This is a genomic window from Xenorhabdus sp. BG5 (genome assembly GCF_015163665.1).
Taxonomy (GTDB): Bacteria; Pseudomonadota; Gammaproteobacteria; order Enterobacterales; family Enterobacteriaceae; genus Xenorhabdus.
Genome location: NZ_JADEUG010000026.1, coordinates 16,724 through 29,401, shown reverse-complemented (window position 1 = coordinate 29,401; position 12,678 = coordinate 16,724). Strand labels below are relative to the sequence as shown.

General features: G+C 44.7%; 12 protein-coding genes. 4 read left to right on the top strand and 8 right to left on the bottom strand.

Translation table 11 applies throughout. The annotated features are described in order from the left end of the window. Window positions 1–7: 7 nt before the first annotated feature. The 6 genes from uppS to rpsB form a co-directional block, all read right to left on the bottom strand. Window positions 8–700 carry a polyprenyl diphosphate synthase gene (gene uppS / locus IQ209_RS13380; RefSeq protein ID WP_370588422.1) on the bottom strand — a complete coding sequence of 231 codons (693 nt, stop codon included), beginning with the start codon at window positions 698–700 and terminating at the stop codon, window positions 8–10. A gap of 322 nt (window positions 701–1,022) precedes the next feature. After that, entirely contained in the window at window positions 1,023–2,219 is a 1,197-nt protein-coding gene (gene ispC / locus IQ209_RS13375) for a 1-deoxy-D-xylulose-5-phosphate reductoisomerase (protein WP_193851768.1), read from the bottom strand. A gap of 184 nt (window positions 2,220–2,403) precedes the next feature. Beyond that, on the bottom strand, window positions 2,404–2,961 hold the full coding sequence (frr, locus tag IQ209_RS13370; RefSeq protein WP_193851767.1) for a ribosome recycling factor: 558 nt from the start codon (window positions 2,959–2,961) through the stop codon (window positions 2,404–2,406). Window positions 2,962–3,132: 171 nt separating this feature from the next. Next, window positions 3,133–3,861: a UMP kinase gene (gene pyrH / locus IQ209_RS13365; protein ID WP_099133484.1), complete on the bottom strand. Its 729-nt coding sequence runs from the start codon at window positions 3,859–3,861 to the stop codon at window positions 3,133–3,135. A 143-nt stretch (window positions 3,862–4,004) separates the two neighbouring features. After that, window positions 4,005–4,862 (bottom strand): translation elongation factor Ts, encoded by an 858-nt coding sequence (tsf, locus tag IQ209_RS13360; protein WP_189759670.1) that lies wholly within the window; start codon window positions 4,860–4,862, stop codon window positions 4,005–4,007. Window positions 4,863–5,030: 168 nt separating this feature from the next. Continuing rightward, window positions 5,031–5,756, bottom strand: a complete 726-nt coding sequence (gene rpsB / locus IQ209_RS13355; protein WP_193851766.1) for a 30S ribosomal protein S2 — start codon at window positions 5,754–5,756, stop codon at window positions 5,031–5,033. A 401-nt stretch (window positions 5,757–6,157) separates the two neighbouring features. On the opposite strand from rpsB, the gene map reads away from it, so the two are divergent. The 3 genes from map (at window position 6,158) to dapD (ending at window position 10,624) form a co-directional block, all read left to right on the top strand. Then, window positions 6,158–6,955 carry a type I methionyl aminopeptidase gene (gene map, locus IQ209_RS13350; RefSeq protein WP_193851765.1) on the top strand — a complete coding sequence of 266 codons (798 nt, stop codon included), beginning with the start codon at window positions 6,158–6,160 and terminating at the stop codon, window positions 6,953–6,955. Between the two features lie 152 nt (window positions 6,956–7,107). Then, complete coding sequence (gene glnD / locus IQ209_RS13345) at window positions 7,108–9,762, top strand: bifunctional uridylyltransferase/uridylyl-removing protein GlnD (protein WP_193851764.1); 2,655 nt, start codon at window positions 7,108–7,110, stop codon at window positions 9,760–9,762. 37 nt (window positions 9,763–9,799) lie between these two features. Then, window positions 9,800–10,624, top strand: a complete 825-nt coding sequence (gene dapD / locus IQ209_RS13340) for a 2,3,4,5-tetrahydropyridine-2,6-dicarboxylate N-succinyltransferase (protein WP_193851763.1) — start codon at window positions 9,800–9,802, stop codon at window positions 10,622–10,624. 111 nt (window positions 10,625–10,735) lie between these two features. Here the strand turns inward: dapD and IQ209_RS13335 are convergent, their stop codons facing one another. After that, window positions 10,736–11,371: a hypothetical protein gene (locus tag IQ209_RS13335; protein WP_193851762.1), complete on the bottom strand. Its 636-nt coding sequence runs from the start codon at window positions 11,369–11,371 to the stop codon at window positions 10,736–10,738. A gap of 271 nt (window positions 11,372–11,642) precedes the next feature. Between IQ209_RS13335 and IQ209_RS13330 the strand changes: the two genes are divergently transcribed. Further along, window positions 11,643–12,029 carry a DUF3461 family protein gene (locus IQ209_RS13330; protein WP_193851761.1) on the top strand — a complete coding sequence of 129 codons (387 nt, stop codon included), beginning with the start codon at window positions 11,643–11,645 and terminating at the stop codon, window positions 12,027–12,029. A 185-nt stretch (window positions 12,030–12,214) separates the two neighbouring features. Here IQ209_RS13330 and IQ209_RS13325 read toward each other — a convergent pair whose 3' ends face one another. Further along, window positions 12,215–12,661 carry a flavodoxin gene (locus IQ209_RS13325; protein ID WP_193851760.1) on the bottom strand — a complete coding sequence of 149 codons (447 nt, stop codon included), beginning with the start codon at window positions 12,659–12,661 and terminating at the stop codon, window positions 12,215–12,217. Window positions 12,662–12,678: the final 17 nt, after the last annotated feature.

Below are 12,678 nucleotides of genomic sequence, written 5' to 3'. Positions count from 1 at the left end.
TCTCCTCCTATGATCCCACTTCGGCATCGTCTGGTGTTCCGCCAAATCGGCGTTCTCGTTTGGCAAAGGCATTAATCGCACCTTCAAAAACAGTTTCATCAAAATCAGGCCAAAGTATATCGGTAAAATACAATTCTGCATAAGCGATCTGCCATAGCAGGAAATTACTGATACGATGTTCGCCGCCAGTCCTAATCACCAGATCCACTTCGGGCTGCTGACTTAAATTGATGAAGTCATCAACTGTCACTTCGGTAATCTCTTCGGGAGATAATTCATTGGTTTTAATCTTTTCAGCAATTTGCTTAAAACTCTGAACCAGATCCCAACGACCGCCATAGTTAGCAGCAATATTAAGCTGCAATCCGGTATTGCCTGCTGTTAGTTCAACAGAACGGCGGATACGCTCCTGCAACCGTGAGCTAAAACGACTGATATCACCAATCACAGACAATTTCACATTGTGTTTATGCAGGCTCTTTACTTCATTATCGAGAGCAAAAACAAACAACTCCATCAATGAACTGACTTCCTGCTGTGGGCGATTCCAGTTTTCGCTACTAAAAGCATATAGCGTCAATGAATTAATATTATGTTTCACTGAAAAACTCACGGCACTTCGTACGGCTTTAATTCCTGCACGGTGGCCAAAGACTCTTAATTTGCCCCGTTTTTTTGCCCAGCGACCATTACCATCCATAATGATGGCGACATGTCTGGGTAACGTTGGCAATGAGTCATTATCACTGGGAGATATCACTCAAAATAATCCTTAAATAACTAAGCTGACTTTTTGGTAAACTCAATCACTTCCAAACATGAAAAAGCCGTGTTACGTGTCAACAATTAGCACGGATATCACGGCTATTTCAGGCACGACTGAATGAAAGCCTTTAACCTGCGCTTATCTATGATTAGAATGCAAGCACCAGATAATTGAAATGGCTATTATAGCAACTGTAATTTACCCGCGAACTATATCATTTGCCAAAACGCAAACCTATACTTATTAATAAAACTTGCTATTTGGCAAAAGTGCTTATGGCTTCTTTCGCTAAAGCCCTGGCTATGTTATCGATTTCTAAGACCTCTTCGATACTTTGAGGTTCAGATAAATTTACTTTTTCAACGACCAACCGATTGATTGTCGCAATATCTGTGAAACGGATTCCACCTTGCAAAAAAACATCTACGGTTTCTTCATTTGCAGCATTCAACGCCGTTGTTGCCGCCTGCCCCTGGTGGCAAGCTTCAATCGCCAGTTTCAAACAGGGATAACGCTGATAATCCAGGGATTCAAAAGTGAGCATGCTCAATTCGGTAAAATCCAATGGCTTTGCCCCGGATGGAATACGATTAGGATAAGCCATCGCATAAGCAATTGGGGTACACATGTCTTGTGTTCCCAGTTGTGCAATGATGCTGCCATCCTGATAACGAACCATCGAATGAATGACCGATTGGGGGTGCAATAATACTTCCATTTCATCTGCGGATGCATTGAACAGGTAACGCGCTTCGATATATTCCAAGCCTTTGTTCATCATGGTAGCAGAATCCACCGAAATTTTACGTCCCATTGACCAAATAGGATGAGCACATGCTTCATCCGGAGTTACGTTGGGCAGATTCTCCAAAGGCGTCTTGCGAAACGGCCCGCCCGAACCTGTCAGGATAATGCTGGAAATACCGTGCTTTTTTAGATTTGCCTTGCCAAGATTGTGCTGAACCCCCTCCGGCAGACTTTGGAAAATAGCATTATGTTCGCTATCAATTGGCAGCAATTGCGCTTTATATTGGACAACCGCATCCATAAACAGACGGCCACTGGTAATCAAAGATTCTTTGTTAGCCAGCAGAACTTGTTTACCCTTACGGATAGCGGCCAAAGTCGGCAATAAACCTGCGACGCCAACAATGGCTGACATGACTTGATCGACATCTTCCAATGCAGCTAAATCACAAATAGCGTCTTTACCAAACAGCACTTCGGTTTGACTTCCCTGCGCCTGTAACAACTGACGCAGAGCTTTTGCTGACGGCTCATCTGCCATTGCTGCATATTGTGGGTGGAATTCCAAACATTGCTGTGCCATGACTTCAATATTTTTCCCAGCAACCAGTGCGATGACACTGAATTTCTCCGGGTTATTGCGGACAACAGAAAGCGTACTTTTCCCAATCGAACCCGTTGAGCCAAGAATAGTTAACCGTTTCATTTTAATACTCTAAGTATGCTACTGATACAAAATTGCAATGGAAAATCGCAACAGGAAATTGTCATAGTTTGAGCGGTGCAGATCGCTATGTCCATCACTTGAGAAAGAAATGTGATACGAAGTGTCATATCCAGGATAAGAACAACGCCGCAATTCTTGCGGCGTTGTATGCGTGAAACGGTAATTAGAAATCCATCAACTCAGTTTCTTTATTAGCCAGCGCTTCATCAATTTTCTTAATGAAGCTGTCAGTCAATTTCTGAATTTCATCTTGTGAACGACGTTCTTCATCTTCACTGATTTCTTTGTCTTTCAGCAGTGTTTTGACCTTATCGTTCGCATCACGGCGAATGTTACGGATAGAGACACGGCCCTGTTCCGCTTCTCCACGAACAACTTTAATGAGATCCTTACGACGCTCTTCTGTCAAAGGTGGCAATGGAACGCGGATAATTGTTCCGGCAGAAGAGGGGTTCAGACCCAGATCAGAAGCCATAATGGCTTTTTCAACTGCCGCGCTCATAGAGCGATCAAATACCGTGATCGCCAACGTGCGGGCATCTTCTGCAACAACGTTTGCAATCTGACGCAGTGGAGTCGCAGCGCCATAATATTCAACGCTGATGCCATCCAACAGGCTAGGAGAAGCACGGCCAGTACGAACCTTGCTAATTTGATTTTTCAGTGCTTCGACGCTTTTTTCCATGCGGTCTTGTGCGTCTTTCTTGATTTCATTAATCACGTTACAAACCCTTGGGAGATGGTTATTTTTTAGGCCACACTGCGTAAATCAGTGATAAGTGAACCGAATACGCTACGACATATGTGACCCTGTGTCATTAAATTTGGCGCATCAGGACGCTGATCATACCGTCAAATTTCACCAATGTCTCTGAGCACGAACTGTGAAAAATCAGCCGTGAGAAATCAACGTACCTTCACTTTCTCCCATCACAACACGACGAAGTGCGCCTGGTTTGTTCATATTAAAAACACGAATTGGCAGGTTATGGTCACGAGCCAGCGTAAAGGCCGCCAGATCCATCACTTTCAATTCACGCTCCAATACTTCCTGATAAGTGAGCTTATTGTAGAGAACGGCTTCAGGATCTTTTGCAGGATCAGCAGAATAAACGCCATCAACTTTAGTTGCTTTTAACACAACATCCGCTTCGATTTCAATGCCACGCAGACATGCAGCGGAATCTGTTGTAAAGAACGGGTTGCCAGTACCCGCAGAGAAAATAACAACACGACCGTGACGCAGTAAGCTTATCGCCTCAGCCCAGCTATAATTGTCACACACGCCATTCAGTGGGATGGCCGACATCAAACGGGCGTTCACATAAGCACGGTGCAAGGCATCACGCATTGCCAGACCATTCATCACCGTCGCCAACATGCCCATGTGGTCACCGACTACACGGTTCATTCCTGCCTCTGCCAAACCGGCACCACGAAACAGGTTACCGCCGCCAATAACGACACCGACCTGAATACCCAGCTCAACCAGTTCTTTGATTTCCTGAGCCATGCGGTCTAAGACGCTGGCGTCGATACCAAAACCTTCTGCGCCTTGCAGGGCTTCTCCACTGAGCTTAAGCAGGATTTTCTGATATACGGGTTTTGCATTGGTTGCCATGGTGTTCAGTCCTAAGCAGATAAGGATATTGGGGATCTATTAAGATTTACTCAACTACTACACATCCACGCGATAAAGCCCAGATGTAAAAACTCATCATGAGATAAAACAGAACCGCCAACTGGCGGCTCCGTTCAAGAAAATTAAGACTGTTTGCTCATTGCAGCAACTTCTGCTGCGAAATCAGCTTCAACTTTCTCAATACCTTCACCAACTTCGAAGCGGATGAAGTTGATAACCTTAGCATTGTTTTCTTTCAGCAGATCGCCAACAGATTTGCTTGGGTCCATCACAAAGTTCTGGCCAGTCAGAGAGATTTCGCCGGTGAATTTGTTCATACGGCCAGAAACCATTTTCTCTGCGATTTCGCGAGGCTTACCAGACTGCATTGCGATTTCCAGCTGGATCTGGTGCTCACGCTCAACAACGTCAGCAGGAACGTCAGTTGGGTTCACGTATTCTGGCTTGCTTGCCGCAACGTGCATTGCGATGTGTTTGATCAGTTCTTCGTTGGCGCCTTCAGCAGCCACCAGAACACCGATACGGGAACCGTGCAGGTAAGAACCAACCGCTTCACCTTCCAGAATAGCAACGCGACGAATGTTGATGTTTTCACCAATTTTCGCAACCAGGCCAGTACGCTGTTCTTCGAACTTCGCTTTCAGTGCATCGATGTCAGCGTTTTTGTCTGCCATAACAGAAGTGATCACTTCTTTACCGAACGCCAGGAAGCCAGAGTCTTTAGCAACGAAGTCAGTTTCACAGTTCAGTTCAACGATAGCTGCGAATTTAGCATCAGCCGCAACTTCAACCAGAATAACACCTTCAGCAGCAACACGGCCTGCTTTCTTAGCCGCTTTTGCCTGACCTGATTTACGCATGTTATCGATCGCCAGTTCGATATCACCATTTGCTTCAACCAGTGCTTTTTTACATTCCATCATGCCTGCGCCAGTACGCTCACGCAGTTCTTTTACCAGAGCAGCGGTAATGTCAGCCATTTGTTTTATTCCTCGATGTGTCTAGCGGGAAGATAATATTCCGCGTGGAAAGTTCTATATCAGATAATAGTTCTATATCAGATAGGTAAAGGGGGCCATAACAGGCCCCCTAACCAATATATTTCAATACCTGGTCAATAAGGGCTCAAACAAAATGAGCAGGCCTTATTATTCAGCGTCTACAAGACCTTCTTCAGCCTGAACAGCCAGATCTTGAGAACGACCTTCACGAACAGCGGTAGCTGCCGCAGTCAGGTACAGTTTAACTGCACGGATTGCGTCGTCGTTACCAGGGATGATGAAGTCAACGCCATCTGGATCAGAGTTGGTATCAACGATAGCGAATACAGGGATACCCAGGTTGTTTGCTTCTTTGATAGCAATGTGTTCGTGTTCAGCGTCGATAACAAACAGCGCATCAGGCAGACCGCCCATGTTTTTGATACCGCCCAGGCTGTTTTCCAGTTTGCCAAGCTCACGAGAACGCATCAGCGCTTCTTTTTTAGTCAGCTTGTCAAAAGTACCGTCCTGAGACTGAACTTCCAGATCTTTCAAACGCTTGATTGACTGACGAACCGTTTTCCAGTTAGTCAGCATACCACCTAACCAACGGTGGTTAACGAAGTATTGGTCACAGCTCAGTGCTGCTTCTTTTACTGCTTCGCTCGCAGCACGCTTGGTGCCAACAAACAGAATTTTACCTTTACGGGAAGCGATTTTGTTCAGCTCTGCCAACGCATTGTTGAACATTGGAACAGTTTTTTCCAAGTTGATGATATGAACTTTGTTACGAGCACCAAAGATGAAAGGTTTCATTTTTGGGTTCCAGTAACGAGTCTGGTGACCGAAGTGAACGCCCGCTTGCAGCATATCGCGCATGGAAACAGTTGCCATTTTAGACCTCTATAAAGTTAATTGGGGTTATGCCTCCACAGATCCCATGACACCGACTCCTTGACTGCGGGCGATTCATATACATGAGTTAACCGCATAAGAGCACCCCGGTGTATGTGCCGATCCGTGTGTGTTATTTACACATAATGAGTTTATTTAGTATCCTTGACCAATCGCATCACATCAGAAACAATTACGCAGAATACCGGCGCGCTTTATACCATAAACCACCACCAGACTCCAACATTTGTTACAGCTACGTTTGTTACAGCTATGTTTATTATGGCGACTGATGCGGGTTATATTGGCATCCATTCGGTGGGCTGATACCATTACCGACAATACTTTCCTTAATTAATATCAAGTAGTCGGTAATTTTCCGACTTAAATGGACCCATTTCATGGCTATTTCTATCAAAACAGAAGAAGACATTCAGAAAATGCGGGTTGCCGGACGTCTGGCCGCCGAAGTTCTGGAAATGATTGAGCCTTACGTTAAGGCTGGCGTCACTACGGGTGAACTTGATCGTATCTGCCACAAGCACATTACCGAAAAACAACAAGCCATCTCGGCTTGTCTGGGCTATCACGGCTTTCCTAAATCCGTGTGCATCTCCGTCAATGACGTGGTTTGCCACGGCATTCCAAGCGATGATAAGGCCCTGAAAGAAGGTGATATCGTCAATATTGACGTGACAGTCATCAAAGATGAGTTCCACGGTGATACTTCTAAAATGTTTATTGTCGGCAAGCCCACCATTCAAGGTGAGCGCCTGTGTCGCGTAACGCAGGAAAGCTTGTACCTTGCCCTGAAAATGGTTAAACCCGGCATCCGTCTGCGTACCATCGGCAAAGCCATTCAGCAGTTTGTCGAAAGTCACGATTACTCTGTTGTCCGCGAATACTGCGGTCACGGTATCGGCAGAGGCTTCCACGAAGAACCGCATGTTCTGCATTATGATGCTGATGATGGCGGTGTGGTATTGCAAAAAGGCATGGCATTTACTATTGAGCCGATGGTCAACGCGGGTGATTTTCGTATCCGCTCCATGAAAGACGGCTGGACAGTTAAAACCAAAGATCGTGGTTGGTCTGCACAGTACGAACACACTATTGTCGTTACCGATAATGGTTGTGAAATCATGACATGGCGCCAAGAAGAAGAAGCGCATATCTCAGCGGTATTAGTGAACGCATAATTGCCAGCTAACCAAATTATTAAACTTAATCAACAAGCTCCCGGCTATCTTCAACTCCCGGGAGCTTTTATCGCTGTGAACAATCCCTGTTCATCCTATTATTTTCTCAGTAATCTGGTCATCATGAGTTTTCTCACGATAGGTTTCTGCATATGCCGGTTGATATCTCCTTAGCGCAAGCCCCCGTTCCGCCTCTTTCTCCTGTGGAGTTTTCCCACAATGATCTGCAATTCCCCACCCTTAAACAGCATATTGATGAATTCCAGCTCTGGCTTGAACACGCATTCAAGGCTGGGATCTCAGCGAACGCACTGATTTACACCCGCAGTGACTATATTGATCAACTTTTAAAACGATTATGGCAGGAACAAGGATTTGATCAGATCGATTCCTTTTCCCTGATTGCGGTTGGTGGTTATGGTCGCCGCGAATTACATCCTCTCTCTGACATTGACCTATTGATTCTGAGCGAATCGCCATTGACTGAAGAGCAATCAACTCGCCTTGGGCAGCTAATTGCCCTGCTTTGGGATATCCGTCTTGAAGTCGGCCACAGTGTCAGGACATTCGAAGAATGCCAGCAAAAGGGGCTTTCCGATCCCACTATCGCGACTAACCTCATTGAATCCCGTTTAATTTGTGGGGATCTATCTCTCTTTCTGCGCATGCAGAAATATATTTTCAGTGATGATTTCTGGCCATCCGCTCAATTTTTCGCAGCTAAAATTACTGAACAACAAGAACGCCATCGACGCTATCACAGCACCAGTTACAATCTGGAGCCTGATATCAAAAGCAGCCCAGGTGGTCTACGCGATATTCACACGTTACTTTGGGTCGCTCATCGCCATTTTGGCGCCACCTCCTTAGATGAAATGGTCAATTTTGGTTTCCTGACCCAGGAAGAACGCAATGAATTGAACGAATGTCAGAATTTTCTCTGGCGTATCCGTTTTGCGCTTCATTTGGTTGTTACCCGTTACGATAATCGGCTGCTGTTCGAACACCAATTTAGTGTCGCCCAACTGCTCGGCTATGAAGGGGAACGAAATCAGCCGGTCGAGCGAATGATGAAAGATTTCTATCGCATGACCCGCCGTGTCAGTGAGCTAAATAACATGCTGCTGCAACTGTTTAATGAAGCCATTTTGGCATTGCAGCCCAATGAAAAACCACGCTTCCTGAACACTGAGTTTCAATTGCGGGGAAACCTTATCGATCTGATCGATGAAACGTTGTTTAACCGTGATCCCACTTCAATATTGAGCATGTTTTATCACATGGCTGAACATCGTGAAATTGAAGGGATCTATTCCACGACATTACGCCAACTACGCTATGCCCGAAGAAATCTGACCACCCCGTTGTGTGAACTCCCCAAAGCACGAAGAATTTTCATGGATATTCTGCGCCATCCCCATGCAGTTACAGGGGCATTACTCCCAATGCACCTTCATAGTGTCTTAGGGGCTTATATGCCATTTTGGAGCAATATTGTCGGCCAGATGCAATTTGACCTTTTTCATGCTTATACCGTTGACGAACACACCATCCGTGTACTGCAAAAACTGGAAAGTTTTGCTGATGAAAATAACCGTGTGATCCACCCTCTGTGTGTTGAACTTTACCCGCGTCTTCCTCAACCAGAGCTATTACGGCTGGCCGCTTTTTTCCATGATATTGCCAAAGGGCGTAATGGTGATCATTCTGAGCTTGGTGCTAAAGATGCCTTCACATTCGCCCAACAGCACGGTCTGACAAACCACGAAGCTGGATTAGTGGAATGGCTGGTGCGCGATCATCTGCTGATGTCAGTGACTGCACAACGTCGGGATATTCAAGATCCAGAAGTCATCCAGCAATTTGCCAGCCAGGTTAAAAACCAAAACCGCCTTAATTACTTAGTCTGCCTGACCGTTGCCGATATTTGTGCAACCAACGCTAAACTCTGGAACAGCTGGAAACAGAGCCTGATACGTGAACTCTATTTCGCCACTGAAACCCAATTGCGCCAAGGTATTCAAAACACACCTGATTTACGGGAACGCATCCGCAACAATCGCTTGCAAGCATTGGCTCTTCTGCGCCAGGAAAATATCGACGAACAGCGTTTACACAATATCTGGAGCCGTTGCCATGCAGATTATTTCCTGCGCCATACCCCCGACCAATTAGCGTGGCACGCCAGCCATTTAATCCATCACACTCCCCCGGAACCCGTGGTTTTGATCAGCACCGCATTTTCTCACGGTGGCACAGAAATTTTTATTTGGTGTCAGGACCGACCTTCGCTTTTTGCAGCCGTTGTTGGGGAATTGGACAAACGTAATTTAAGTGTCCATGATGCTCAAATCTTCACTAATCGTGATGACATGGCGATGGATACCTTTGTTGTTTTGGATCCTAACGGTCATCCTCTGGCGTTTGATCGTCACGAACCTATCCGCCGTGCCTTATTGACAGTCGTGAACGATCCGCATCCTAAGGTACCAAAGGCCCGCAATCTGCCTGCCAAGTTGCGCCATTTTAATGTCCCAACCAAAGTTAACTTTTTACCGACAAAAAATGCTCGCCGTACTTATATGGAATTGGTCGCATTGGATCAACCTGGATTATTGGCACGGGTAGGCAATATTTTCGCTGAATTGGGTGTTTTCTTACATGGCGCCCGCATTACGACTATTGGCGAACGTGTCGAAGACTTTTTTGTATTAGCGGATAAAGATCAAAACGCATTACATAAAAAAATAAGGAATGAACTATCAGAAAGGTTGACAGAGGCTCTCAACACACGAGATAAACTATAACAAGATTCTCTTAACAGAAATTAGGAACCGCATACTTATGCAGCAATTACAAACGACTATCGAAAATGCATTTGAAGATCGGGTTAACATTACCCCAACTACCGTTGATAGCGCAACCCGCGATGCCATTAATCAGGTTATTCAAATGCTGGACAGTGGCAAACTGCGTGTCGCTGAAAAAATCGACGGAGAGTGGGTAACGCATCAGTGGCTGAAAAAAGCAGTATTGCTTTCTTTCCGCATTAATGACAATCAGGTGATGGAAGGTGCTGAAAGCCGCTATTTCGACAAAGTGCCGATGAAATTTGCTGACTATGATCAGGCTCGTTTCGAAAAAGAAGGATTCCGTGTCGTACCTCCTGCGGCTGTTCGCCAAGGGGCTTATATCGCCCGCAACACCGTATTGATGCCATCTTACGTCAACCTTGGGGCTTACGTGGATGAAGGCACAATGGTAGACACTTGGGCAACAGTCGGTTCCTGTGCACAGATCGGTAAAAATGTTCACCTATCCGGTGGTGTTGGTATTGGTGGTGTTCTGGAGCCATTGCAGGCCAACCCAACCATCATTGAAGACAACTGCTTTATCGGTGCACGCTCTGAGATTGTCGAAGGCGTTATCGTAGAAGAAGGCTCTGTGATCTCAATGGGGGTTTACATCGGCCAGAGCACCAAAATCTATGATCGCGAAACCGGCGAAATCCATTATGGCCGCGTACCCGCGGGTTCTGTCGTCGTCTCCGGGAATCTTCCGTCTAAAGATGGCAGCTACAGCCTGTATTGTGCTGTTATCGTGAAAAAAGTTGATGCCAAAACCCGTGGCAAAGTGGGTATTAATGAACTGCTGAGAAATATTGATTAACGATATAAACTTTCTATTTCATAAGAAACCTGATATCTCCCCGCTTCGCGGGGAGATATCACACGTATCTTGAAGTTAGATTGGTATAGAAGATAACTTACTGAAACAATTCTATTGAATAGGTAACTCATTTTTAGAAATGATTGCTAATCTATTTTGGTAGTGTTCAGGATCTCCCCATAACCACATTTCTTGACTGCTAACATCATTTTGGGTCAGAATTTTGTGCAATTCACCAGAAATCATGTCATAAGAATAAACATGCATATTATATGCTAGTGCGTCATACATCCGATCCTGCCAAAAAGCCATACCGTCAGTTGTCTGGTTCATATCTGATACAATGACATCATACCGTTCAATTAAATAATCAAAGAATACCTTACCGGCTAAGTCACGTAGGACAGCTCGATGTTGGGGTGTCCTAATTCGCCACACAAGAATTTGTGTTACAGGGCGGCAATTTAATACAACATCTGGCTGTATAACTACCCTGTTATAATAAACAACTTCTTTAGAGACATCATTAATTAAGGCTAGCTCAAAATGAGACTGACTAATCCACTCCCCCAATCGGCCATCGACACGAACCATGCGATAACCAGGAGAAAATACTAACCCTCTTATCTGATTTGTAATATCTGTTCCGCCCATTAATGAAATATAGAGGGCATGATTATCTGAGCCTTCGTTCAAATGAGCAAAAACTGCATTAATCTTTTCAGGATCCACCAATTTTTTTGGCATGTCTTCCTCTCAGCTCTACTTACCTAAAATGGACAATACAGTTACCAAATTGATAAATATCTCTTGACGTGATATTAGTTTGATTGAATATTAAGTTCAATAAGAAAACATGTTACTTTGTTGTTCTACTTTTCTACTGAAAACCAACCTGTTTCGGTTAGTATTTCCTCAATCCCTATTAACCATTTGACTTTTAACAATTATGAAATGGATAATAAATCCACTATTTTTTTAGCCTTTCCATTTCATTTAGATGACTAGGTGGCGCGTTATGTACGATAACTTGAAAAGTTTGGGGATCACACATCCTGAAGATATTGATCGCTATAGCCTCCGTCAGGAAGCGAATAACGACATTCTGAAGATTTATTTCCGCAAGGACAAAGGCGAATTCTTCGCCAAAAGCGTTAAATTTAAGTATCCACGCCAGTTAAAGACCATCTCTGACGCCCACTCTAGCCAGGGTTATAAAGAAGTCAAAGAGATCAACACCAACCTACGTTATGTCATTGAAGAGTTAGATCAGATTTGCAAGCATGATCATATAGAAGTGGATTTGCAACGTAAAATCCTCGACGACTTACGCCATCTCGAAAATGTCGTTGCGAATAAGATTGCAGAAATAGAAGCAGATTTGGAAAAGCTGGCCCGTAAGTAATTATGTCAGTTTGTCATACACCGCTTATCCTCCCCAATTTTCGAACCCAATAAAGGTATATACCAATCTCACTTCAAGATGCGTGTGATATCTCCCCACTTCGCGGGGAGATATCAGATTTCATAGCGTGTTGTAAATTGCAACTTGAAGATTAATGCGTATAAGCGGTGTAATAGACTATTTCCTTACAACAAAGTCCCCCACTCCTCAATCCAGTCTTGGGCAAAGACTTCAGGTTCAACAACCTCAATTGCATCAATCAACAGTACCTCGCCGATTCGTTTGGCTCCCTGTTCCTGTAACAGTTCATCAAATGTACGGCCACCACCACAGAAAGTGTCGTAACTGCTGTCACCTAACGCAATCACGCCGTAGCTCAGATCGGGCTGATAACCCAACTTACCATTTAATTCTGTATAAAGCGGCTGGATATTGTCAGGCAGATCACCTTGCCCCGTTGTTGAAGTGACCACTAAAACAACGTGTTGCAAATACTCTTGCCATTGTTCTAAGGTTGCATCTTCAAAAACCTCAACCTTATGCCCCTGCTGCTCAAGTATCTGCTGTGCTTCTTCCGCAACCGCTAACGCATTGCCATAAACTGTACCAACGAAAACACCAATCTTTGCCATAGATATTGATCTCTTTA

Excerpts from the sequence above, each read along its gene's own strand:
- uppS (WP_370588422.1), bottom strand. The coding sequence starts at position 700 with ATGGATGGTAATGGTCGCTGGGCAAAAAAACGGGGCAAATTAAGAGTC.
- ispC (WP_193851768.1), bottom strand. The coding sequence starts at position 2,219 with ATGAAACGGTTAACTATTCTTGGCTCAACGGGTTCGATTGGGAAAAGT.
- pyrH (WP_099133484.1), bottom strand. The coding sequence starts at position 3,861 with ATGGCAACCAATGCAAAACCCGTATATCAGAAAATCCTGCTTAAGCTC.
- tsf (WP_189759670.1), bottom strand. The coding sequence starts at position 4,862 with ATGGCTGACATTACCGCTGCTCTGGTAAAAGAACTGCGTGAGCGTACT.
- rpsB (WP_193851766.1), bottom strand. The coding sequence starts at position 5,756 with ATGGCAACTGTTTCCATGCGCGATATGCTGCAAGCGGGCGTTCACTTC.
- map (WP_193851765.1), top strand. The coding sequence starts at position 6,158 with ATGGCTATTTCTATCAAAACAGAAGAAGACATTCAGAAAATGCGGGTT.
- glnD (WP_193851764.1), top strand. The coding sequence starts at position 7,108 with ATGCCGGTTGATATCTCCTTAGCGCAAGCCCCCGTTCCGCCTCTTTCT.
- dapD (WP_193851763.1), top strand. The coding sequence starts at position 9,800 with ATGCAGCAATTACAAACGACTATCGAAAATGCATTTGAAGATCGGGTT.
- IQ209_RS13335 (WP_193851762.1), bottom strand. The coding sequence starts at position 11,371 with ATGCCAAAAAAATTGGTGGATCCTGAAAAGATTAATGCAGTTTTTGCT.
- IQ209_RS13330 (WP_193851761.1), top strand. The coding sequence starts at position 11,643 with ATGTACGATAACTTGAAAAGTTTGGGGATCACACATCCTGAAGATATT.
- IQ209_RS13325 (WP_193851760.1), bottom strand. The coding sequence starts at position 12,661 with ATGGCAAAGATTGGTGTTTTCGTTGGTACAGTTTATGGCAATGCGTTA.